The organism is Myxococcus sp. SDU36 (genome assembly GCF_030168875.1).
GTDB lineage: Bacteria > Myxococcota > Myxococcia > Myxococcales > Myxococcaceae > Myxococcus > Myxococcus vastator.
The window spans coordinates 6,981,607-7,005,245 of record NZ_CP077414.1; the positions used below are offsets into that span (position 1 = coordinate 6,981,607).

General features: G+C 69.9%; 18 protein-coding genes. 11 read left to right on the forward strand and 7 right to left on the reverse strand.

Translation table 11 applies throughout. From position 1 onward, the window contains the following. Positions 1–15: 15 nt before the first annotated feature. Positions 16–1,497: a sensor histidine kinase gene (locus tag KGD87_RS28440; protein ID WP_284664088.1), complete on the reverse strand. Its 1,482-nt coding sequence runs from the start codon at positions 1,495–1,497 to the stop codon at positions 16–18. 276 nt (positions 1,498–1,773) lie between these two features. Here KGD87_RS28440 and KGD87_RS28445 point away from each other — a divergent pair, with 276 nt between their 5' ends. Both KGD87_RS28445 and KGD87_RS28450 read left to right on the forward strand, forming a co-directional pair. Then, the gene (locus KGD87_RS28445) at positions 1,774–3,735 is read left to right on the forward strand and encodes a potassium transporter Kup (protein WP_284668700.1); all 1,962 of its coding nucleotides are present in this window, start codon (positions 1,774–1,776) and stop codon (positions 3,733–3,735) included. 278 nt (positions 3,736–4,013) lie between these two features. Further along, positions 4,014–5,027 carry a hotdog family protein gene (locus KGD87_RS28450; RefSeq protein ID WP_284664090.1) on the forward strand — a complete coding sequence of 338 codons (1,014 nt, stop codon included), beginning with the start codon at positions 4,014–4,016 and terminating at the stop codon, positions 5,025–5,027. Between the two features lie 10 nt (positions 5,028–5,037). Here KGD87_RS28450 and KGD87_RS28455 read toward each other — a convergent pair whose 3' ends face one another. Continuing rightward, on the reverse strand, positions 5,038–5,619 hold the full coding sequence (locus KGD87_RS28455) for a TIGR02265 family protein (RefSeq protein ID WP_284664092.1): 582 nt from the start codon (positions 5,617–5,619) through the stop codon (positions 5,038–5,040). 11 nt (positions 5,620–5,630) lie between these two features. Further along, the gene (locus KGD87_RS28460) at positions 5,631–6,368 is read right to left on the reverse strand and encodes a metallophosphoesterase (RefSeq protein ID WP_163781380.1); all 738 of its coding nucleotides are present in this window, start codon (positions 6,366–6,368) and stop codon (positions 5,631–5,633) included. A 410-nt stretch (positions 6,369–6,778) separates the two neighbouring features. Between KGD87_RS28460 and KGD87_RS28465 the strand changes: the two genes are divergently transcribed. After that, a complete protein-coding gene (locus KGD87_RS28465) occupies positions 6,779–8,404 on the forward strand; it encodes a golvesin C-terminal-like domain-containing protein (RefSeq protein ID WP_284664096.1) in 1,626 nt (541 codons plus the stop codon). A gap of 7 nt (positions 8,405–8,411) precedes the next feature. Further along, positions 8,412–9,512 (forward strand): TolB family protein, encoded by a 1,101-nt coding sequence (locus KGD87_RS28470; protein WP_284664097.1) that lies wholly within the window; start codon positions 8,412–8,414, stop codon positions 9,510–9,512. On the opposite strand, the gene KGD87_RS28475 is transcribed toward KGD87_RS28470, so the two are convergent. Then, entirely contained in the window at positions 9,502–11,877 is a 2,376-nt protein-coding gene (locus tag KGD87_RS28475; RefSeq protein ID WP_284664099.1) for a sensor histidine kinase, read from the reverse strand. The two genes, KGD87_RS28470 and KGD87_RS28475, sit on opposite strands and share 11 nt — an antisense overlap. A gap of 268 nt (positions 11,878–12,145) precedes the next feature. Continuing rightward, on the reverse strand, positions 12,146–13,129 hold the full coding sequence (locus KGD87_RS28480; RefSeq protein ID WP_284664101.1) for a carboxypeptidase regulatory-like domain-containing protein: 984 nt from the start codon (positions 13,127–13,129) through the stop codon (positions 12,146–12,148). Between KGD87_RS28480 and KGD87_RS28485 the strand changes: the two genes are divergently transcribed. Together KGD87_RS28485 and KGD87_RS28490 are read left to right on the forward strand one after the other, a co-directional pair. Continuing rightward, complete coding sequence (locus tag KGD87_RS28485) at positions 13,085–13,957, forward strand: hypothetical protein (protein WP_284664103.1); 873 nt, start codon at positions 13,085–13,087, stop codon at positions 13,955–13,957. The genes KGD87_RS28480 and KGD87_RS28485 overlap by 45 nt on opposite strands. Positions 13,958–14,606: 649 nt before the next feature. Further along, on the forward strand, positions 14,607–15,596 hold the full coding sequence (locus tag KGD87_RS28490; RefSeq protein WP_284664104.1) for a hypothetical protein: 990 nt from the start codon (positions 14,607–14,609) through the stop codon (positions 15,594–15,596). Positions 15,597–15,660: 64 nt separating this feature from the next. On the opposite strand, the gene KGD87_RS28495 is transcribed toward KGD87_RS28490, so the two are convergent. Continuing rightward, positions 15,661–16,332 carry a DsbA family oxidoreductase gene (locus KGD87_RS28495; protein ID WP_284664106.1) on the reverse strand — a complete coding sequence of 224 codons (672 nt, stop codon included), beginning with the start codon at positions 16,330–16,332 and terminating at the stop codon, positions 15,661–15,663. Positions 16,333–16,497: 165 nt separating this feature from the next. After that, positions 16,498–17,487 carry an ATP-grasp domain-containing protein gene (locus KGD87_RS28500; RefSeq protein ID WP_284664108.1) on the reverse strand — a complete coding sequence of 330 codons (990 nt, stop codon included), beginning with the start codon at positions 17,485–17,487 and terminating at the stop codon, positions 16,498–16,500. Positions 17,488–17,564: 77 nt separating this feature from the next. Between KGD87_RS28500 and KGD87_RS28505 the strand changes: the two genes are divergently transcribed. The 5 genes from KGD87_RS28505 (at position 17,565) to KGD87_RS28525 (ending at position 23,411) form a co-directional block, all read left to right on the forward strand. Beyond that, positions 17,565–18,995 (forward strand): sigma 54-interacting transcriptional regulator, encoded by a 1,431-nt coding sequence (locus KGD87_RS28505; protein WP_284664110.1) that lies wholly within the window; start codon positions 17,565–17,567, stop codon positions 18,993–18,995. Between the two features lie 202 nt (positions 18,996–19,197). Then, a complete protein-coding gene (locus tag KGD87_RS28510; protein ID WP_284664112.1) occupies positions 19,198–19,947 on the forward strand; it encodes a TadE/TadG family type IV pilus assembly protein in 750 nt (249 codons plus the stop codon). Then, the gene (locus KGD87_RS28515; protein WP_284664114.1) at positions 19,944–21,560 is read left to right on the forward strand and encodes a pilus assembly protein TadG-related protein; all 1,617 of its coding nucleotides are present in this window, start codon (positions 19,944–19,946) and stop codon (positions 21,558–21,560) included. Before KGD87_RS28510 ends, KGD87_RS28515 begins: the two co-directional genes overlap by 4 nt. Position 21,561: 1 nt before the next feature. Next, the gene (locus KGD87_RS28520; RefSeq protein ID WP_284664115.1) at positions 21,562–22,578 is read left to right on the forward strand and encodes a TadE family protein; all 1,017 of its coding nucleotides are present in this window, start codon (positions 21,562–21,564) and stop codon (positions 22,576–22,578) included. Further along, positions 22,578–23,411, forward strand: coding sequence for a hypothetical protein (locus KGD87_RS28525; protein WP_284664116.1), 834 nt, complete (start codon positions 22,578–22,580; stop codon positions 23,409–23,411). Before KGD87_RS28520 ends, KGD87_RS28525 begins: the two co-directional genes overlap by 1 nt. Positions 23,412–23,639: the final 228 nt, after the last annotated feature.

Below are 23,639 nucleotides of genomic sequence, written 5' to 3' on the forward strand. Positions count from 1 at the left end.
GGCCCTCAAGCGTCCTCACCCGCGCGCCCGTGGCAGCACCACGGTGAAGGTGGAGCCCACGCCCAGCTCGCTGCGCACGGTGACGTGGCCGCCCATGGCCTCCACCACCTCGCGGACAATCCACAGCCCCAGGCCCACGCCGTGGTAGTCCCGGCCGGACACGGCGCGCTCGAAGCGGTGGAAGAGGCGGGGCAGGTGCTCCGGAGCGATGCCGATGCCCGCGTCGCGCACCTCCAGGCGCACGTGGGTCTCGGTGCTGGACAGCGCCACCTGGACGGGGCCGCCCCGCCCGTACTTCATCGCGTTGGACACCAGGTTGGTGAGGACCTGGTCCAGGCGCAGCCGGTCCCAGTGGCCGTGGGCCTCCCGCGACAGCGTCAACGTCAGGGGTGTACCCGCGCCCGCCAGCTCTGGCTCGAAGCGCTCCGCTACCTCGCGGACCAGGGCGCCCAGGTCCATGGGCTCCGGGTTCAGCTCCAGCCGTCCGGCGTGGATGCGCGACACGTCCAGCAGCGCGTCGAGGAGCTTCGCCTGCCGTTTCGCCTGACGGCCCACCAGGTCCAGGCCCCGGTGCAGCCGCTCCCGGGGGACGTCGTCCGGTGAGCGCTCCAGCGCGGTGCGCAGGTGCTGTACCTGGAGCTGGAGCGCGCTGATGGGGGACTTCAGCTCATGGCTGGCGATGGCGAGGAACTCCTCGCGCAGGCGGATGGCCTGGCGCGCCTCGTGGTACTGGCTCGCGTGCTCCAGGGCGGGTGACGCCCGGCGCGCCAGCTCCCGCGCCAGGGCCACGTCCCGCGCGTCAAAGGCCCGGCCGGCGCGGGTGAGCACCAGCGCGGCGCCCTTCCGCCCTGGCCACGCCAGCGGGACGCCCAGCCAGGACGGCGGCTCCGCGTGGAGCGCCGGCCTTCCGGACGCGATGATTCGCGACACCGCCGCGTCGTCCGGGACGCTGGGCGCGTCGGCGTCGAGGCGTGCGTCCAGCCCCGCGGACGCCACGCACCGCACCTCGCCCGGGGCGTCCTCGAGGAACACGCGGCAGGAATCCGCGCAGCCAGGCACGGCGAGCCGCACCAGGTGCTCCAGCGTCGCGTCCTGCTCCAGGCTGGCGCCGAGGACTTCACTGGCCTCCGACAGGAGCCGGCGGTGGGCCTCACCCCGGCGTCGCTCGGTGACGTCCACCAGCATGCCCATGCACTGGGCGGGACCGGTGGACGCTGGCAGGGAGGCCGCCCACAGCTCGACATGGAGAGGCGTGCCATCGCGCCGGTGGAGCTCCAACTCCAGACAGGGCGGCTCCAGACCTTGCGAGGCCTGCTCCAGATGGCGGCGGAACAGCTCCCAGTGGGCGTCGGTGGCCCAAGGCGCGCGGTGGCCGAGCACGTCCTCCCGGCTCCAGCCGAAGAGCCGCTCGGCGGCGGGGTTCCACAGCCGCACCGTGCCATCCAGGTCCAGCAGGTGCATGGCCAGGGGCGAGACCTGGAAGATGGCGTCCAGCACCGCTGGACCTCGTGCTCCGGACCGCCGGGCCTCTGCCTGACCATGTGCCGCCACCATCGTCATCGCGTCTCCCCCCCGTCGTGTTGCATGGGAACATGGCTGAAGCGGGGCGAGGAGCGTCCGTCCGGGCAGGGCGGCCGTGCCGTCGCGGGTGTCGAACATCTGCGGCCTGGGAGTGTCCGTTCCGGACGCACTCCCCGCCCTGGGGCCCCGTGAAGCCGAGGCGGGGATGCGGCACGCGTACAGGGGAATACGCCGGGCGTGACGCGGTCGCGGTTGCTCTGGGCCCGGGTTCAGCTAAAGCGCGGCGTCGTGAAAGCGACCACCACCGGAGTGCCGGGCGGCGAAGACGTCAAGAAGGGCCCGGACACCTTCAAGCGCTCGGCGTTGCTGGCCCTCGGGGCCCTGGGCATCGTCTACGGCGATATCGGCACGAGCCCGCTGTACGCGTTGCGCGAGTGCTTCACGGGGGCGCACGGGATTCCGCCGACGCCCGCGAACGTGCTGGGGGTGCTGTCGCTCATCTTCTGGTCGCTCATCATCACCGTGTCGGTGAAGTACCTGCTGCTGGTGATGAAGGCGGACAACCGGGGCGAAGGCGGCATCCTGGCGATGATGGCGCTGGTGATGCAGCGGCAGCGCGCGCAGCCGCCACACCGGTCGCGTCCGGTGTTGATTACGCTGGGCATCTTCGGCGCGGCGCTCCTCTATGGTGACGGCATCATCACCCCGGCCATCACCGTGCTCAGCGCGGTGGAGGGCCTGCATGTGGCCACGGACGTCTTCGACCCCTACGTCATCCCTATCGCGCTGGTCATCCTGGTGGCGCTCTTCCTGGTGCAGCGGCACGGCACCGCGCACATCGGCGCCGTGTTCGGGCCCGTCATGTGCGTCTGGTTCCTCACGCTGGCCGCGCTCGGCGTGAAGGAGCTGGTGCACAACCCGGCGGTGCTGGGCGCGCTGTCGCCCTGGCACGCGGTGGAGCTGTTCCGTCAAAACCACCTGCATGGCTTCCTGGTGCTGGGCGGCGTGTTCCTGGTGGTGACGGGCTGCGAGGCGCTCTACGCGGACATGGGCCACTTCGGCCGCAAGCCCATCCAGTTGGCGTGGTTCTCCATGGTGCTTCCGGCGCTGATGCTCAACTACCTGGGGCAGGGCGCGCTGGTGCTGCGCGACCCGAGCGCCGCGCGCAACCCCTTCTTCCTGCTGGCGCCGTCCTGGATGCTGTATCCGCTGGTGGCGCTGTCCACGGTGGCGGGCGTCATCGCCTCGCAGGCGCTCATCGCGGGGGTGTTCTCCCTGACGCGCCAGGCGATGCAGCTGGGCTACAGCCCGCGCATGGAGGTGGTGCACACCTCGGCGGAGGAGATGGGGCAAATCTACCTGCCCGGCTTGAACTGGGCGCTGCTGGTGGGCGTGGTGGCGCTGGTGCTGGGCTTCCGCTCCTCCAGCGCGCTGGCGTCGGCCTACGGCATCGCGGTGTCCACGGCCATGGTCATCACCACCCTGATGGCCTACGTGGTGGCCCGGGAGCTGTGGGGCGTGCGGCGGTGGGTGGCCATCCCCGTGGTGGGCCTGTTCCTGGTGGTGGAGCTGGCCTTCTTCGGCGCCAACGCGGTGAAGGTGGCGGACGGCGGCTGGTTCCCGCTGCTGATGGCCGTCGTCGTGTTCACGCTGATGACGACGTGGAAGCGGGGGCGCGACATCCTGGCGGCCAAGCTGCGCGCGTCCAGCATCCCCCTGAAGGAGCTGCTGGGCAGCTTCGGCGACCACCCGCCGGTGCGGGTGCCGGGCACGGCCATCTTCATGACGAGCAACGCGGAAGGCACCCCGCCCGCGCTGCTGCACAACCTCAAGCACAACAAGGTGCTGCACGAGCAGGTGGTGCTGCTGACCATCCTCTCCGAGGAGCTGCCGCACGTGCCGCCTGGCGAGCGCGTGGAGGTGGAGCCGCTGGAGCAGGGCTTCGTGCGCGTGGTGGCGCGCTACGGCTTCATGGAGAACCCGGGCATCCCCGACGTGCTGAAGCGCTGCCGCGAGAAGGGGCTCCAGTTCCAGCTGATGGGCACCAGCTTCTTCCTGGGACGGGAGACGCTGATTCCCACCAGGCGCCCCGGCATGGCCGTGTGGCGCGAGGCGCTGTTCGCCTGGATGAGCCGCAACGCGCGCAGCGCCACCTCGTACTTCCGCATCCCGCCCAACCGGGTGGTGGAGCTGGGCGCGCAGGTGGAGCTGTAGCCCCGTGAACGCCTGCGTCAGGGCGGGTGCGCTTCACCCCACATCTGCCTTGACTCTTTGCGCTGAATGACGCTTCTGTACTCCTGGCTGCGCCTCCCTGCCACATTTACGTCCAGATTTACCTTTCGGACGGAAAATTACGACAGGAAGCAACAAATCGGACCGTATGTCGAAAATCATTTTTGTCCGGCGGAATGAACCCTCCGCGGACGGAACGAAGCTCGGCATCTCGCAAACCGGTGTCCCCCGACACCCCTCGTCCGAAACCAGGTCAGCCCATGCTCGACATCGCGCCCTCGTCCGCCAACTCCGCTGTTGCCCCTGCCTCTGCCTGGGCGTCGTCGGAGCAGACGCTGGAGACGCTGTCGGGCCTGGCGCCGCACACGCTGCTGACGCATGCGGACCTCTACCCGCGCATCTGCGTGAGGGATCCGTACTACGCCCTCAAGGACGTGACGGTGATGGGGGCGGGCGAGGTGGTGGCGCGCATCCCGGTGCAGCAGGACCCGGACGCGGAAGCGGGCCCCATTGGCCTGGGTGAGGCGGGGCGGCACCTGGCGATTCTGGGCTCGTGCGCGTCCGCGCTGATGTCGCCCAAGGACGGCCAGCACTTCTACCTGGCGTGCGGCGCGCGCGGGGAGTGGCTGCGGCCGGAGCCCATGGCCCGCGCCACGGACCTGCTGTGGGGGCTGGCGAGGGCGGAGTTCACCGGCCGCCGCACGGCCACCGCGCGCACGCTGCTGTCGCTGCCGGACGGCACGCCGTTCTTCCGCCTGGAGGTGGACTACAACGTGCTGTCCGCCGCCGCCTTCACGCGCTTGTTCGGCGAGGCCCGGGTGGACATGCGCCGCGAGCCGCGCCGCGACGAGGGCGTGCAGCGCACCCCCGAGGAGTGGGCCCGGCTGCGGCAGAACCCCTACAGCAAGCCGCTGGCGCTGCGCGACTGGCGGCCGGACGGTGAGAGCCTGTCGGCCACGCTGGGTCCGGTGACGGCGGAGATGTGCAAGGGGCACTTCGCGTTGCACCCGGTGATGCCGGTGGCCGTGGTGGCCAGTGGCATGACGCGCGTGGCCGCCACGCTGCTGCGCCGACTGGAAGGCGCGCCGTGGGCCCGCTGCATGGCGAAGGACGTGCGGCTGAAGGCGGACACCCTGGCCTACGCGGGCCAGACGGTGACGTTCGGCGCCGTCCGCCGCGCGCACGACGGCGGCGCGCACACCTTCACCTGCCAGGCGTCGGTGGGCGAGCGCGTCGTCGCCGAGCTGGACGTCACCTACACCCGCGTGGACTGAGCGCCGCGCCTCAAGCCCACCGGATGTCGTAGTCCGCGCTGTCGATGCCTCGCGGCGTCGCGCGCGCGGTGCCTTTCAGGCCCAGCACCTTCAGCGCGCCGGTGAGGACGCCCTCGTGGTAGGCGGGCGGCAGCATGTCCCGGCGCATGTGCAGCGTGCCGGAGGTGGGGCCGGTGGGCACGTAGTCGCGGCTGCCGTAGCTGACGGCCGCGCCGTAGCCCATCTGCGCGCCCGCGAAGAGCTTCTGCGGGTCCCCGCGGGAGATGATGCCGAAGATGAGCATGCCCGGCCCGGTGGAGAAGCGCGTCACGTCCTTCTCGCCGCACGCATGGAAGACGGCATCCTCGGGGCCCAGCAGCGGCTCCAGCGCGTCCGCCGCGCGGTAGAGGAGCGTCAGGAAGTCCCGCGCCGGGTACGTGCGCAGGTCCGAGTACGCCGCGCCTGGCGCCCCCGCGCGCACCGCCTCCATCGCCGTCAGGCCCGCCTGTTGCTGGACGAGGCTGAGCATCGACTTGAAGAACAGCCCCCGCACCGAATCACCCGGCTGCACGGCCGCGAGCCGGGCCTCGAGCTCCGCCTTGTTGGACGGCATGGCGCGCCTCCTCACACCTCGTCGAGCAGCATCGGGGCGAAGCCCGCCGCGTCACACGAGGCCAGCACGTAGCGTACGCCGCCGCGCTCGCCCGTGAAGCCCGCGGCGATGCCGGCCGCGTGCAGGTGGCCATAGACGCACACCTTCGGTCCAAACGCTTCAATGGGCTCGCTGAAGGCGGTGGCCTTCTCGTTCGCGTACACCGGCGGGAAGTGCACGGCCACCACGCGCACCAGCGGCGTGGCGCTGGCAGCCTCCTTCTTCTTCGCGTCCTCCATGGAGGCCGTCAGCCGGCGCGTCTCCCGCTCCACGTAGCCGGTGTCCGCCGCCTCGTCCCCCATCTCCCCGCCGGGCATGGGCGGCGCTTCCGGCGCGGTCCACAGCCGGCTGCCCGCAATCACCCACGGGCCCATGACGACGGCGTTGTTGTGGAGGAAGCCCTCCAGGGTGCGGAAGGGCTCCAGCAGCTTGCGCAGCTTGGAGGCGGAGTCACCCCACCAGTAGTCGTGGTTGCCACGCACCAGCACCTTGCGGCCCGGGCGCGCGTCCAGCCACGCCAGGTCATCCATCACCTCGTGGGCCCGCGTGGCCCAGGAGATGTCCCCCGCCACGATGACCACGTCCTCCGGCGCCACCCGCTCATCCCACGCGCGTTGCAGCGGCAGGGGATGCTCGGACCACCCGAAGCGGTGCATGTCCTTCTGTCGCGTGGAGGGCAGGTGGGTGTCGCCGATTCCGAAGAGCCGCATGGCCCCCTCATAGCGGAAGCCCTCGCCCCTGTCGGCCCCCGCGTCCCAGTCCCCACATCCGATGTCACGCCAAAAGGCGAAGAGCACTGGAAAACAAGTAAATAAGTTTTACAATATCCTGTCTCGAAAAACGTCAGTGGGACATCTGGTGGCCAACCCGATGCCTCGGCTGTCAGGGCTTACATGTGGGCTGTGCCTGATTCCAGGGGGTTGTGTCGTCGGGTGCCCGGTTTGTGGGCGGAATTCTTGACGGGGAGGTGGAGCATCCATGCTCCACCTGGAGTCGTGGAAAAGAGGAGCTCCCTGGGAACGCGTGGCTGGCATGCATGGTGCTCAGGCCAGGGTCGCTGCGCCGCTCCCGTGAGACGGGGGCGACCGTGGAGCTGCTGACCCCCCTTCAAGGAGTTCCGATGCACGTGTTTCGCAAGACGTTCGCGGCGACGGCCGCGGCCATGGCCCTGGCGGCCTGTGGCCCCCAGCCCGAGGCGTCTCCGGAAGAGACGGCCCCTGAGTCGCAGGTTCCCGCGGGCGCGGTGGATGACGCCGCCCGCGCGGTGGCCGACGCGGCTCGCCGCACGCCCAACGAACTGGACGCCCAGTTCGCCAAGGCCGCTGGTGAGTTCAACGTCCCGGTGAACCTCCTCAAGGCCATCTCCTACGCGGAGACGCGCTGGGAGCACGTCCTGGGCGAGGAGGAGTTCGAGGGCCGTCCGGCGGCCTTTGGCCTGCTGGCCCTGCGCGGCCAGCTCATCACCGACGGCGCGGCCCTGGCGGGCGTGTCCGAGGACGCGGTGCGTGGCGAGCCGCTGGCCAACCTGCGCGCGGGCGCCGCGCTGCTGTCGAAGTACGCCGACGAGGCGGGCATCGACCGCGCGGACCTGGGCGCGTGGGCCCCGGTGGCCGTGCGCCTGACGGACATCTCCGACCCGGACATCCAGGCGCACTACATCCACAACGACGTGTACGCCGTGCTGCGCGAGGGCGCGGGTGCGTTCACGCCGGCGGGCAAGGTCGCCGTGTCGCTGGATGCGACCCAGGTCGAGCCGAAGTTCGCCCTGCCGAAGATGCAGGCCCTGGCGGCCGGTCCGGACTACGCGGCCTCCATCTGGCGCCCGTCGCCCAACTACAACGCGCGGCCCGCCGGCATCGGGCAGCAGATGGTCATCATCCACACCTGTGAGGGTGGCTACTCGGGCTGCTGGAGCTGGCTGACCAACTCCTCCGCGGGCGTGAGCGCGCACTACGTGGTCAACGAGACGGGCACCGAGGTGTCGCAGCTGGTGCGTGAGACGAGCCGCGCCTGGCACGTGGGCGCCGCCTACCGCAGCAGCCTCAACGGCGGCGTGAAGTCGAACCTCGACGGCCGGTCGACGAACGACTTCTCCATCGGCATCGAGCACGGCGGCTACGCCAGCTCGGCCTCTTTCAACACGGGGATGATCAACACCTCCGCCCGGCTGACGTGCGACATCACCCGGGACCGGGGCATCCCGCGCGACAGCTACCACATCGTGGCGCACGCCCGGCTGCAGCCGGAGAACCGCACGGACCCGGGCCGCAACTGGCCGTGGACCACCTACATCAACCAGATTCGCAGCTACTGCGGTGACGGCGGCACGACCTCGGCCATCGTCGTGGACAGCAACAACGCCAACAACAACGCCAGCAAGGGCTACATCGCGGTGCCGTCCACCTGGCAGCGCGGCACCAGCGCGGGCTACTACGGCAACGACTACTACTTCGCCTCCACGCAGCCCATCTCCGAGCCGGCGGTGTTCCACTTCCACATGCCTTCGGCGGGCAGCCGGACCATCCAGGCCTGGTGGGTGCAGGGCACCAACCGCTCTCCCGCGGCGCCCTTCGTGATTACGCACACGGGTGGCAACAGCACGGTGACGGTGAACCAGCAGGCCAACGGCAGCAAGTGGGTGACGCTGGGCACCTACAACTTCGCCGCCGGCTGGAACAAGGTGCAGCTGAGCCGCTGGGCCTCCGAAGGCTACGTCGTCATGGCGGACGCCATCCGGATTCAGTGAGGTGGTGATGCGAGGCCTTGAACGGCTTCAGCGTTCCTGGCCGTGGCGGGCGCGGTGTCTGACCGCGCTCGCCGTGCTCGGTGTCGGGTGTTCCGGCCGGTGTGGCGGGGCGCCCGGCCCTGGGCCGCTGTCGAAGGAGGAGGCGGGCGCCATTCCAGGCGCGGTCATCTTCTTGTCGGAGCGGGCGGGGCGGAAGGATGTCTGGAAGGTGAGTCCGGACGGCGTGGAGACGCAGCTGACGCGCGGTGAGGAGGACGTGTACCCCGGTCCCCTGTCGCCAGACGGCAAGTCGCTGCTCGTCATCGCCGCGGCGGAGGAGGGCGGGCTGCACCGCCAGCAGATGCGCGTGCTGCCGCTGGATGGAAAGAGCCCGGTGGTGCCGCTGCACCCGCCCCGGGCGCGCGCGCGCAACGCGAGCTGGGCGCCGGACGGCACCTGGCTGGTGGCCGAGTCCGACGCCCAGGGCTTCAGCGACGTGGTGCGCCTGGCGCCCCGCGAGGGTGTGCCGGAGGTGCGCCTCACGCAGGTGCCCCAGGGCTGCTTCGAGCCAGCGGTGTCGCCGGATGGCAAGGAGGTGGCCTTCGTGTGCAGCCGTGAGGGCGACCCTGAAGTCTACGTGGCGAACGCGGACGGCAGCGGTGAGCGCCGCCTCACCTTCTTCCACCATGAGGACCGCACGCCGAAGTGGAGCCCGGACGGCCAGTGGCTCGTCATCGTCAGCGACCGGGAGCGCAGGGACCGGCTGTACTTCCTCCGTCCGGACGGCTCGGACCTGCGCGCCGTGTCGGGCGAGTCCTTTGCTGGCGACGAGCGCGAGGCCGCCTGGAGTCCGGACGGGCAGCGGCTGGCCTATGTGAGCCGGCTGCCGGACGGGAACACCCGCATCTGGGTGGTGTCGGTGGCGGGCGGCGCGCCGGTGGCCCTGACGGACGGCAAGCTCCGGGACGACATGCCCGCGTGGAGTCCGGACGGGAAGTACCTGGCCTTCGTGTCCGAGCGCGAGGGTGACACGGACGTGTACCTCATGCGCGCGGATGGCACCGGGCAGACGCGGCTGACGACCGCCAAGGGGCCGGACTGGCTGCCGCGCTGGGCGCCTACGCGCTGACGGCGGAGCCGTCTCCCGCCGCCGGGTCCTGACCAGTCGGGACCTGGGGCGGGAGCGGGGTCGCGCCGTGCGGGGCGACGGGCAGGCTGAAGCTGAAGGTGGAGCCTTGGCCGGGCTCGCTCTCCACCCAGATGCGCCCGCCGTGCGCTTCAATGATGAGGCGGCTGATGTACAGCCCCAGCCCCAGCCCCTTCGCGTCCGCCGCGCCGCTCTTGCGCGTGCGGTAGTACTTGTCGAAGACGTGGGCGGCGTCTTCCGGGCTCAGCCCGGGGCCCAGGTCCGTCACCGACACCACCACCTGCCCCGGCTGGAGCTGGGCGCGCACGGTGATGGGCTGCCCGCCGGGGCTGTACTTGGCGGCGTTGGTCATCAGGTTGACCACCACGCGCTCCAGCCTCGTCGCGTCCACCCAGACAGGGGGCAGGCTGCCCTGGACCTCCAGGTGGAAGCGCTCGCGCACGTCGGGGGCCATGTCCCGCTCCAGCACCTCTTCCAGGAAGCGCGCCAGGTCCCGGGGCTCGCGGCGCGGCGCCTCCCGCTGGGACTCCAGCCGCGCGCCCTCCAGCAGCTCCTCAATCATGGAGCTCATCCAGGCCACGCTGCGCTGGATGGACTCCGTCATGGAGTCCTCCCGCTCCAGGTTCCGCTCGCGCAGGGCGCGCCGCAGCAGGCCCACGCGCAGGCTGATGGTGTGGAGCGGGTTGCGCAGGTCGTGGGAGATGAGGCTGACGTATTCCTCCCGGAGCCGGTCCAGCTCGTGGCGCGTCGTCACGTCCTGCGCCGTGGAGACCACGCCGCGCACCTTCCCGCCAGGACCGAAGACGGGGGCCGCGGTCATCAACACCGGCAGCCGGCTCCCGTCGGGGTGGAGGATGAGGAACTCCTCGGGCCCCACGAGCTGGCCCGTGAGCAGCGCGCGGACGATGGGCACCTCCGTCCTGCGGACCGGCTTGCCGTCGGCGGTGAGCACGGACGGGCTGTCCTCTGTCATCTCCGGCGTCACGCCCTGCAGCGACCGCCCGAGCAGCTGCTCCGCGACGGGATTGGCCACCAGCCCGCCGCCATCCGCCGCCACGAAGACGATTCCCACGGGGGTGTGGTCCAGCAGGGCCTGCACCTGACTGCGCTGCAGCTCCGCCTCCTCTCGGGCACGCTGGACGCTGGCGAGGTACCGCTCCCGCTCCGTCACGTCGCGGACGACGGCGAGCACGCTGGGGCCCTCCGGGCCAGACACCGGGCTCAGCCGCACCTCCAGCGACAGCGGGCCGCCATCCTTGCGGCGGCCTTGGATGGCGCGCTCGCCCAGGCCGGTGTCCAGGCTCCGGCCACCGAAGAGCCCTTCGGGAACCAGCACCTCCACCTCGCGCCCCAGCAGCTCCTCGCGCGGATAGCCGAACACCCGCTCCGCCTCCGCGTTGACGAAGCGCAGCAGGCCTTGTGCATCCACCGTCAGCAGCGGCGCGGGGGTGGTCTCCAGCAGGCCCCGGTAGCGCGCCTCGGAGGACTCCAGCGCCGTGGTGGCCTGTTGGCGGTAGGCCTCGATGAGGTCCAGGGCCCGCGCGGACAGGAGCACGAGCGCCGCGCCGCCCGCGCTCACGATGGTGGCGAAGATGGGGAGCTTCGCCTCCAGGTTGATGGCGCGCACGTCGTGCAGGAGCATCAACACCATGCCCACCAGCGAGGGGCCAATCAGCACCATTGGCACCAGCCGGCGCGCGAGGAAGCCGCCGAGCGAGTCGCGGGTGATGCGGCTCATCAGCCCCTGGCCCGGTCGCGCGCAGAGCGTGCCCACCGCCAGCAGCAGCAGCGTCAGCGCGGTGGGCAGGCCCATGCTGCGCTCGGCGAGGAAGGGCAGGGTGCCCACCATCAACAAGGGGCCCATCAGCAGGCCGTTGAGGCCCAGCGTCGAAGTCACCAGCGACAGCACGACCAGCATGTCGCGCGGCCGGACGCAGCGGCCCCGCCCCGGGAGCGCCAGGGCCACGCCCAGCAGCGTCATGCAGATGGCGGAGAGGGGAGAGGGCCGAGGGAGCGCCGAGGCGTGTTCATCGAGCAGGCGCAGCATCAGGGACTCCGCCCCCGCGTCCCAGCCGGTGACGTCGCGCAGGAGACTCACCGCGCCGATGGCCAGCATCACCAGCGCGCAGGCGGTGGTCGCGGGTCCCTGGTGGCGGAACGGGCGGCGGAGCAGCCGCAGGCCCAGGGCGACGCCGCCGAACATCATGGCGATGCCTGTCTCCGGCGTCATGGGGATGCCGGCCACGCCGGGCCTCAGCATCTCCACGTCCCAGGCCCAGCCCAGGAGGTACAGCGCGCCCACGAGCGGGACGCCCAGCGTGGCGAGCCAGGCGATGCCGCGGGCCATGGCTGCGCTCCGACGCTGCGGCCTCCAGTATTCGTTCATCGTGGCGTCCCCCAGGAACGCACAGGGCTCCTCCCGTGACGCACCGGCCCGAGGCCCTGCTCGAGACGCTCCAGTGAGAGTGCGGCGCAGCGACAGGTGGGGACGGATGGGCGCCGCCAGTCCATTGGCTCGAGCCGCGCGCCTCCCATGGAACATGGGGGCGGCCCTCGCGCGGGGCAGCGCGCCCCGAGCAGCCGAGTCGCGAGCGGAAGGCCGGACGCCGAGCTGACTAGGGCGGCGGGTGGAGGCCGGGATGGACGGTGAGCACCAGCCCCCAGCCCGGCGCCACGCCCACGTTGCGTGGCACGTAGCTGTCCATGCCCGTGACGGAAAGGAGGAAGGCCTCCGCGTCCGCGCCCGAGTGGACGTAGACGAACAATCCGTCCGGGCCGGTGCCCTCCTGGTTCGCGCCCTGGAGGTCGGCGGTGGGGTAGTGGATGCGACCAGCCAACGACTCGCCGTCGGGGGTGAGCTTCGCGCCCGCGACGGGATGGCCGCTTGCATCCACCACACGGCCCAGCACGAAGCCGGCGTCGCGCAAGGTGGCCGCCCGGTTGTCGGTGTGGCCCCGGATGGCGTTCTCCCCCACGGCGACGCTGAGCGCGTCATGGAAGGCGTCCGGCAGTGCCCACACGCGCGCGCCGACGATGTCCGTGCGCGGCCGGGCACCGGTGAAGGCGGAGTCGTAGACGACGGTATGGGTGGGCACCAGTCCCGCGGCCTCCGCGCCCACCGCGAGGCTCAGGTGCATCTCCCGCACGGCCACGTCGCGCACGGTGAAGGCGCCATCCGCGGCGGCCGGCGCGGTGCCGAAGGTGGCGTTGGCGTCATCCACCGCCAGCCGCAGGGGCTCCGTGGCGGTGAGGGGCGCTCCCTCCAGCGAGGGCAGGGGCAGGCCCCGGGCCTCGAGCAACCGCCGGGCCTCGGGGAGCAGGTCCACCGTGCCGCTGACACCAATGTGGAGGTTGTCCAGGTCCACGGCCTCGGCGTCGTCGGTCTGCACGCCAGGGTCGGGTGTGAAATCGCCAGGGCCGCAGCCCAGTGAGAGTCCCAGCACGGCACATGGAACCATCAGGAGAGGACGCATCATCGCGGGAAACCTCTCCACGGCCCCACGCGGCGGCAATCCACCCCGCGCCCCGTCCGTCCCCTGGTCGACGCCGCGGTGGTGCTGACCCGGCGTCTGGAGGGCGGCGCGCTGTCCGAAAAACATCAGCGCCGCGCCCCGGAGTGGGACGCGGCGCCGTTCATGTGGACGCCAGACGTCGTCAACCCGGCCGGAGCGAGGCGGCCATCACCCGCCCCGCGGCGGGGTCCGCCTCAGCGCCAGCGGCTGTTGCCACCAGAGGAGGACGACGAACCCGAGCGGCCGGACGGAGGCGCGCTGGAGCCCGAGGACGACTTCCCGCTGCTGCTGCCACCGCGTCCCCAGCCCCCGCCGCTGGAGCTGGAGCCCGAGCTGCTGCTGGAGCCCCGGCTGCTGCCGCCGCTGTTACCGGAGCTGCTGCCGCCGCTGTTACCGGAGCTGCTGCCACCGCGTCCCCAGCCGCTGCCGCTGGAGCCCGAGCCGCTGGAGCCCGAGCTGCTGGAGCCCGAGCTGCTGGAGCCCGAGCTGCTGGAGCCCGAGCTGCTGGAACCCGAGCTGCTGGAGCCGCCGCTGCTGCCTCCACGCGTGTTCCAGCCGCTGCCGCTGCCCGAGCGACCGCTGTTGGAGTTGCCGCTGTTGTTGTCGCGCGAGTCATCGTCCTTGGGCGCGGCGTTGTTCGTGGTGCGGCCCGCGGGAGGGCTGCTCCAGCCGCTGCCGGAGGAGTTGTTGCTGGGCGCGGCGTTGTTCGTGGTGCGGCCCGCGGGAGGACTGCTCCAGCCACTGCCGGAGTTGTTGCTCTGGCCACGCGACGGCCGGTTGTTGCCACCCGAGCTGGAGCCGCGCGGCGTGGTCCAGCGCGTGCCTCCCGGAGGCGGCCGGGTGCCGCTGTACGTGTTGCCAGGCACCACGGGGCGGGCGGGGCGGGCGTTGGGGCGCGTCGCGGGGCGCACGTAGCCGTAGCCCGCGGAAGCGCTGTGCGTGCGGCTCCACACGTAGCCGCGGTTGCGCTCGTAGCGGTAGATGTTGCCCCCATTCGGGTAGTAGTCGTGGGAGTGCCGCCCGTGCATGTTGCAGAGGCCGCCGTGCGCGTGCGGGTGGTCGTTCCAGTACCAGACCACCGAGGGGCCACTGTAGTAGTACGCGTTGTCCGAGTAGGCGTAGTACGTCGTGGTCGGCTCGTAGTCGTGGACGTGCACGTGCGAGTACGGGCACCAGCCGCCGCCGAAGTCATCGGGGATGGGGTGGTCGCTCGAATAGCTGTACTCGATGACCTGAACCGGGGCGTGACGCGCCGGACCGTGGACGTGGGCGACACATCCAGTGCCCATCATCAGTGCGAGCGGAACGGCGAGGGCGAGCAGGCGGCGCATGTGGTGACTCTCCTGGGCGGAGTGGACGGACGGGCCGTCCACCTTGCGGCCACGCGAGGAAGACGGACGGGCGTGGAGAAAATTCACGCCCGGGTGCAGTCCCCCTTCGGACCTCCGCCCGCTCCAGGATAGCGCCCTTCGTCCTCTGGTGGACACCGCCTGGGTGGTGTAGGGGGAAATGTGCGCGCTGCTTGTCCCGGAAGGGTGAGCCGCGGCGCGTGGGGAGACGCACCATGGCGGAGACTGAGTTCACTTCGGGCGCGAGCTGTCCGCTCCACCCGGCATTCGAAGCAGTGGGCACCTGCTCCCGCTGCGGCAACTTCATGTGCCGCGCGTGCAGCGAGGGCGGCTCGCAAGCCTGGTGCCCGGCCTGCCGTCAGCGCGAGGGCGTGGGACAGGCCTTCGCGCTGAACCGCGAGAACTGGAGCATCTCCGGGCTGATGGATGTGTCCTGGGATGCGTTCAAGCGCGAGTGGGTGATGCTCTGTGTCGGCGTGCTCATCTTCCTGGCGGGGTCCTTCGCCGGGCAGGTCGTCTCGCAGCTCTTCTCCGTCATCAGCGGCGTGACGGAGAGCGTCGTCGTCATCGTCCTGGGCTTCATCATCGGGATGATTGGCTCCTACGCCATCCAGGGGGCGATGACGCTGGGCTTCCTTCGGATGTGCATGGACGTGCTCAGCGGCCGGCGCGCGGACCTGGCGCGGATGTTCAGCCAGTTCGGCAAGATTCCCCAGTACCTGGGGACCCTCTTCCTGTCCTTCCTGCTGATACTCCCGCTCCTGTTGCTCATCGTCGTGGGGGCGCTGGGCGCGGGGCTGGCGACCGGCACCCTGTCCTGGTCGGAGCTGGTGGCGCTCAAGGACCTGCCGACCTCGGAGCTGGATGCCGCCTTGAAGCCCATGGTGCCGGGCTTCGCGGTGATGGGGCTGGTGGCCATCGCGCTCTACATCTTCCCGGGCGGGTGGCTCCTCACGCCGCTCATCCTGATGCAGCCGGAGCTGGCCCGGACCGAATCGCCCGGCGTCGTGGAGACGCTGCGCCGCTGCTTCGTCTACGCGCGGGGGCAGCGGCTGCCCATGATTGGAACGATGTTGCTGGGCGGCTTGCTCGCCATGCTGAGCGTGCTCCTCTGCTGCGTGCCCGTGATTCCCGCCCTGGGCTTCCTGCAGTTGCTGATGGCCGGGCTCGCCCTGGCGCTCAGCAACGGCGCCGAAGAGGCCTGAGCCCTTCCTCCACGCGGGGCCTTGCGCGCCTGTCGCGCGCAGGGCCTCCGGAAGGATGGGGGCTTCAGTGCACCACGCGCTCGGGCGAACCCGAGCGGGGCACGGACACCTTGCCCAGGCACGCGAGGATGTGCTCGCGGTACTCGGTCAGCTCACGCAGGCCGCACAGCATCCACCGGCCGCCGATGACGAGCGTGGGCACGCCCCGCACGCCGCGGTGGGTGGCATCCTGGTGCTCGTCGAGGATGAGGCGGCGCGTCTCCTCCGAGCGGAAGGCCGCGGAGAACTCGTCCATCGCCAGGCCCACGCGCGAGGCCAGCTCGAACACCACGTCCGAGCGGGACACGTTGACGCCCTGCTCCAGCGCCGCGCGCTGCATGGCGCGAGCGAGGAACGCGCGCGCCTGCGGGCCCTGCAGCCGCGCCGCTTCCAGCGCCGCCAACGCCGGCACGCTGGTGCGCGGTGGATCTCCCCCGAGCCACAGGTCCGTGGACAACAGGTGCGCGGCGGCGTCCGGTTCGCGCTGTGCGCGCTCGACCTCCTCCACCAACGCGCGTTGTTCGCGCATCGTGGGCAGCACGTCATGGACGCGCAGCGGATACGGCCTGACGCTCCAGCGGACGGCTTCGCCCAGCTCCTGGCGCAAGACCTCCAGGCGCAGGTCGGCGAGGTAGCACCAGGAACAAAGCACGTCCTGGTAGACGGTGATCTGCAGCGGCTTGTGCAGCGTTTTCATTTGAGGGCCGCCAGATTAGAGGGCCACCCGCGTCGCTGCCAACTCCCCAGGACACACGGGCCACGAAGGCATTCCTGAGTTCCTGAGGAGCATGCAAGGTGCCTTGCCCCGGCTGTGCGGTTGCTTGAAAGCAGGCGAGCAACCTCGGCGGACCCGGGTTCGCGCTCACCCGGCGCGCTTCGCCTCGGCGTACTTCAGCGCGTGGTCGATGATGGCTCCCGCGATGTCCCGCTGCGTGGCGCGCTCCAGGCCCTCGAAGCCCGGGCTGGAGTTGATTTCCATCAGCCGGGGCCCGGCGCGGCCCTCCAGCATGTCCACGCCCGCGACCTCCAACCCGACGACGCGCGCGGCCCGCACGGCTGCTTCCATGTAGGGCTCGGTCAGCTCGATTGCCTGCCCCTCGCCGCCGCGGTGGATGTTGGAGCGGAACTCGCCGGACTTGGCCTTGCGCCGCATGGCGCCCACCACGCGGTCGCCCACGACGAGGGCCCGCACGTCCCGTCCCTCGCTCTCCGCGACGAACTCCTGGAGCACGATTTCCTGTCCCAGGTCCCAGAAGGTGTCGAGGATGGTCTGCACCTCCGACAGCGTGTGCGCAATCATCACGCCCACGCCCTGGGTCCCCTTGATGAGCTTGATGATGACGGGCAGCCCGTTGACCTCCTCCACCAGCCGGCGCACGTTGCTGCGGTCATGCGCCATGACGGTGCGGGGGATGTCCAGCCCGGAGCGCGACAGGAACTGCAGCGCGCGCAGCTTGTCGCGGCTGCGCGCGATGGACGTGGGCGGGTTGAGGACGGGCACGCCCATCAGCTCGAAGTGGTTCACCACCGCCAGGCCATAGGCGGTGATGGACGCGCCGATGCGCGGCACCACCACGTCCACGCCACGCACCTCCACGCCGCGGTACGTCATGCGCGGTGCGTCTTGCGCGAGCAGCAGGCAGCAACGCAGCGTGTCCAGCACCAGCGGGCGGTGGCCGCGCGCGCGGATGGCGGCCACCAGCCGCCGCGTGGAGTACAGCGCGCGCTTGCGGGACAGGACGACGACCGTCTTCTTCGGGGGCCCTCGCCGCGGGGGGCGCTCGGGACGGTCGGGTGCCATGGGCCCGGGCAGGACCGGGGCCTTCTTCGGCTTCACTTTGCGCGGGGGCATGGGCGGGGCGCGGGAGCCTAGCACGGACAGCGCGAGGGGCGGGCCTCGTGGGGGGCCTTTGGTATCCTCGCGCGCAGATGAGTGCTCCCCCTCTGCACCCTGACGACATCCACACCAGTCCCGGCGACGTCGGACAAGACCTGAACCACTCCCCGTTGTTGAGCGAAACGCTCGTGGTGGACCCACGCACCACGGTCAAGCTCCACAAGTGCCGCCTGGCCGTCACCGCGGGGCCGGACACCGGCCGCTCGGTGGTGAGCGACAAGGAGCGGCTGCGCTGCGGCGCGCATCCTGGCAATGACCTGGTGCTGGTGGAGGACCGCACCGCCAGCCGCCACCACTTCGAAATCCAGTTCACCGAGCGCGGCTACCTGCTGGTGGACCTGGGCTCCACCAACGGCACCTTCCTGGATGGCCGGCGCATCGAGCGGGCCTACCTGTCACCGGGCTCGCAGATTCGCGCGGGCTCGTCGGTGCTGACCTTCGCGCCGCTGGATGAGGAGGTCACCATCGAGCCCGACCGCGAGGGCGAGCTGTGCGACATGGTGGGGCAGAGCATGAAGATGCGGCAGATATTCGGCCTCATCAAGAAGATCGCCCCCATGGGGGTGCCCGTCATCATCCAAGGTGAGACGGGCACCGGGAAGGAGCTGGTGGCGCGCGCCATCCACGAGCTGTCCGGCCGCACGAAGGGGCCCATGGAGGTGCTGGACTGCGGCGCCATTCCCCCCAACCTCATCGAGAGCGAGCTGTTCGGCCATGAGAAGGGCGCCTTCACCGGCGCGGTGAGCAGCCGGCCGGGCGCCTTCGAGCGCGCGCACGGGGGCACCATCTTCCTGGATGAGCTGGGCGAGCTGCGGCTGGACCTTCAGCCCAAGCTGCTGCGCGTGCTGGAGAACCACGAGGTGCGGCGCGTGGGCGGCAACGACGTCATCGAGGTGGACTGCCGCGTCATCGCCGCCACCAACCGCGACCTGATGAAGGAGATTCAGAGCGGCGGCTTCCGCGAGGACCTCTACTTCCGCCTGTCCGTCATCACCATCCAACTGCCGCCGCTGCGACAGCGCCGCGACGACATCCCCCTCATCCTCAAGCGCGCGCTCGCGGACCCGGAAGTGGTGGGCAAGCACGGCAAGAAGCGCTTCTCCGCGGAGTCCCTGGGCCTGCTGATGTCGTATTCATGGCCCGGCAACGTGCGCGAGCTGATGAACGTGTTGTCTCACGTCCTCACCTTCAGCGAGGGCGAGGAGATTCAGCCCGCGCACCTGCCACCCCGCGTGCGGGGACAGGTGCGCGAAGGGCCGCTACCCTTCAACGAGCACCTCTCCTTCAAGGACGCCAAGGAGCAGCTCCTGGAGAACTTCGAGCGCGAGTACATCTCCAGCGTGTTGACGCGCTGCGAAGGAAACCTGTCTCGCGCCGCGCGCGAGAGCGGGCTTCACAGGAAGTCAATTGAGCGACTGGTGAAAAAGTACCAGTTGGACACAAAGGGGATGAAGTCACGCTAGCCCCAGGCGCAACCGGAGGGAGGCTGTCACTCGGTTGTTTCACGTCAGAAAAACGCGGTTGTCGCGGAGTCGTGCTCTCCTGCGTGAAATGCAAGGAACGCCCCGTCAAGTTGACGTATGTCCGATCGCGGCTGAATTCCCGGAACATGTGCCCGTCATGAATTCACAGCGTCCGAGCCGAAGGGGCGAATCCGGGCAGGCGATGGTGGAATCCGCCCTGACGCTCCCCCTGATGGTGTTCATCATGTTGGGGACGCTGCAGCTCTTCCTGATGCTGCAGGGGCGGCTGATGGCGGAGTACGCCGCCTTTCGCGCGACGCGGGTTGGCAGCGTCAACCACGGCGACTGTCAGGCCATGACTCACGCGGCCATCCTGGCGCTGATGCCCAGCTACTATTCGTTCCTGGGCGGCGCGGGGGGCTCACCGGGGCAGAAGCTGGCGAATGCCTTCGCGGCCCGTCGCGGCAACCAGTACCACGGCGCGGAAGGGCGGGCCAACCGGGTGGCGATGCCCGACGGGAATCATACCGGGGCCATCGTGTGGATCATCCGCGACAGTCCGCTGGCCACTGCGGTGCCGGATGAGGACGCGCTCTTCGACCAGTTCGACAACCCGGCGGGTATCGTGCGGCTCGAGACGCGGCTGGTCTTCTGGTTCCCGCTCAAGATTCCCTTCGCCAACTGGGTCATCGCCCGGTTGACGATGGCGCGCTGGGGATGGCGGGACTACACGAACCAGAATCCGTTGATGCAGACGCAGCGTGCCAGGTGGACCCAGAGCCCTTCGCCCATCGGGCTGGAAGGGTTGATTCGTGAAGAAGCGCTGCGGCGGATGAATGCCGAGCAGTACGTCATCCCCATCCACGCCTCCGCTTCCCTCCGGATGTTGACGCCAGTGCAGCGGCGTTTCTTCCTGACGCAGAACTGCGCTCCTGCTCCCGAGGCCCTATGACGCACAAGCTCCTGAGTCGCGGACAGACGCTGGTGCTGTTCGCCTTGACGTTGTTGTTGCTCACCTTGCTGGTGACCTTGACTTTGTCGCTTGGCTCCAAGGTGAAGGAGAAGATGGAGGTCCAGGCCGCGGCGGACGCCGCCGCCTACAGCCAGGCGGCGACGACGGCGCGCGTCTTCAACGAGATGGCCTTGATGAGCCGGGCGCAGATTGGCCACCTGGTCTCCAAGGCCGCCGTGCAGAGCCTCATCGACTGGAGCAGTTATTACCGCGCGCAGATTGGCGCCACGCGGAATGCCTACACCATCGCGATGCTCCCCTACGTCGCGTTGCTGCCGTGCTGCATCCCCTTCTCGGGGTGCAGCAGCTTCTGCAGGTGCGCCATCCAGGGCGTCCGGGACATCACCCGCAGCCAGAGCGCGCTCTCTCGTTATGACCGCACGGAGATTGCTCCGCGGTGGGATCAGCTCGAGCGGCCCGCCGGGCAGCGAGCACTGCGGCTCAGCCAGGCCGCGCAGCAGATGTTCGTCGTGGGGCAGGTCGTCCAGTACGGGCGCCTGATGCTCGACTTGAACAGTCAGTCCGCCGCGAACGACATCATTGACAGCGCCAGCGCAGGCAGCCGCTGGGCAGGGGAGCTCCGGGTGGATGGTGTCTCCACCACGCGCCGCGAGGTGACGCCCTACCTGGGGGCCGTGGCGTGGCCCAACCTCATTAATGGACACCACGTCTATGCGGCCATGGGCAGCCGGGGCCACAGCTTCGTCGCCAACCGCGGCATTTTTCCCACCGACGACATGCTCGTCACCCAGGGCATCCAGCGAAGGTTGACCGCCCCGGACACGGTGATGATTCAGGGAGATGGCAGCACCTACTGGGCCCGCACGCCGCTCCATGGCACGTACCTGGGCACGACGGATACGTACTCCATCGCGGATGACCACGGCCTGTCCTTCGTCACCTTCGCCCGCGGCCGACCCCCATGTCCGACGCAGACCTTTGGTGTCGGTGTCGCGGAGTCGCTGCTCATTGGCTCGGATTCGAGCGACGCCACGGACCGGCACCGCTGGTCTCCGCGCCTGGGGACGGGGGACCTGGAGCCGGCGCAGACGCGTCACAACATGGGGACCTGCTATGGCCGCAACCGGATGGGGTGTCCATCCGTCTGGCCCATGTTCGTCGACTACAACGGCGTCAAGGTCATGGACAAGGATGACAACTGGGGGCAGCCGAAGAACTTCGCGGTCATCCAGCGGGACTATTCCGTGCGTGGCACCCAGGCGGACCCCTGGAACCTGCTGTTCCGCTTCCGGTTCGCGGGGACGGACAGCGGGTTCGACAACAGCGGGCTCGTCCTGGGGCCGGCGGGCGGTGGGGTGAACATCAGCCGCCAGACGGCGGTGTCCACCGGGCTGGCCTACTACCACCGTCGCGAGCACTGGCGCGAGCCGCCCAACCTGCTCAACCCGTACTGGCGCGCCACGCTGGTGCCCGCCAGCGTGGACTCGAGCGGCGAGGATGATTTCGTGGACGAGCTGAACGGCGCCGGCGTGGGCTGGGCGGCGGATGCATACGAGGCCCTGCGTGAGGCGGGCTACAGGGGAGGGCCGTGACATGGAGATGTCTCCTTCGCGTCGCACCTCGCGAGGCCAGGCGATGGTGGAGATGGCCATCGGCTCGCTCGTCTTCATCACCATCCTCCTCTTCGTCATTCACTTCGCCGAGGTGTCCTTCCTTTCGGTGAAGGTGACCGAAGCGGCGCACTCCGCGATGTTGGATGCGCCGGGGCACAAGTTGCATGAGTGGCCCAATGACTCATCGCCCTCTTCCGCGGCGGCGGAGCGCGCGGGGCAGGACGCCGCCATCCGCTACCGGGACTTCGACAGCCGCACGTCCACCAACGGCGCGGGCGTCATCACGCTCGCTTTGACTCAGACGACGGGGATGCAGGTGTCGTGCAGTCAAGGCGGCCCGACCTTCGACCCGCATCCCGTCTTCACGTCGGTGGCCTATCGCGACGGCGGCGGCATTTCCTGTACGGCGCAGGCGGACCTGACGGCCTTCCGGATTCCGCAGCGCGTTGCCCAGCAGGAGACAGGCGGCTTCTTCCAGGCGGAGCACTACGCGATGCGGCCCATCCGGGTGTGCGCCATGGGGCGTGCCCAGGGGGGGGACTGCACCGGGCGCCTGACCAGCATGCTGGATGACTGGGGCCTGACGGGCTCGGGCGAGTCCGGTTCGTGCCCCATCATCCCCGACATTCCCGCTCCCTGCCCCATGAACCTGCCGTACTGGGGAATGGCTTCCAGTGTCTATGGCGTCAGCTTGATGGTGAATGCCTTTGGGCCGGACTTCTCGGCGAGCCGTCTGGCGCAGACGGTCGTCGGAGGGCTTCCGATACCCTTCTTCTTCGGCGCGGAGAACATGTTCTGGATGAGCGCCGTGGGAGAGGAGGCCTTCTTCGGTCAGCCGCTGCCCGCTGACTCGATGGGCGGCCTGGCGACCATGGGGTACAAGGGTTGGCCCACGTCGCCGGGGTTGTTGCCTCCGGGACTCAACTGGCAGGCGATTCCCTACCCTGTGTCCTACGGCCGCCGGGACTCATGCTTCCTGGGAGACGAGTGTCCTTGATGCGCGTGTGGCCGCTGTGCATGGTTCTTGCGACGGCGCCCTCCGTGGGGTTGGGCAACACGTCGAAGTCCGCCCCCCCGAAGGTGCGTCAGGCCGCGGAGGCAAAGGGGAGCGCTGCCGGGAAGTCGAAGCAGCCCCCGTCCGCGAAGACTCCGGGCGCCAGCGGCAAGCCGGTGGTGGCGCAGCCGTCCGAGCAGGATGCGGGGACGCCATCACCGCGGCCCGCGTTCCGCTGGGACATCCCGGGGGTGACGGCCTGGGTCGAGTCTCCCGGCCTCCAGGTGACGGATGGCGTGCCCATGCACCTCCAGCTCGCGCGCTCGTCCTGGCAGATGGACCCGCTCATCCAGCACATGGTGGACCGCTTCCGGGCGGCGGGGCTGTTCATCTCCTCCTCGCCGGAGGCGCTCAACTCCCCGATTGCGGAGCCCATGCTGACGGCGCTGGATACGCAGACGCTGACTGCCTACACGGTCATCTTCCAGAAGAACCAGGACAACACCGTCACGCTCATTTTGGGAACCTCCGATGTGTCCAAGTACACGCCGGCCGGGAGCCTCCAATTGGAATGGGCGCCGGTGATGGCAGGCGCGGAGCAGGTGACGCGGTCGAACCTGGAAGGCTCGCAGATGGCCATGTACGCAGTGAAGGCCACGGCCGCGGAGGTCCGGGAGTTCTATCAGGTCGAGCTGCGGCGGGCGGGCTTCGCCGAGGACCCGGAACAGCCTGGCGTGTTTCAGCGCGGCACGGAGCAGCTGACCGTTCGCACCCAGCCTGAAGGGGACTCGATGATGGTCGGGCTCTATCGCAAGCTGGGCGTTCAGCCGAAGTGACCCCCTGTGTCAGGGAAGATGTCGCCTCGGCTAAGAGTTCATTTCGAAACCGCACCAGCAGCTCGCCCGTGACGTGCTGCCGGGCGGACGGATGTCCACCGTTGGGGGCATGAAGGAGTAACACTACTGCGTCAGGGGTAGGACGAGAGGGGGCGAGTGCGACGGAGGGCTGGGGGCTGGTAGGCCCTCATTGCATCGGCCGCCATCCGCCCCACTCATGAAGCAGGT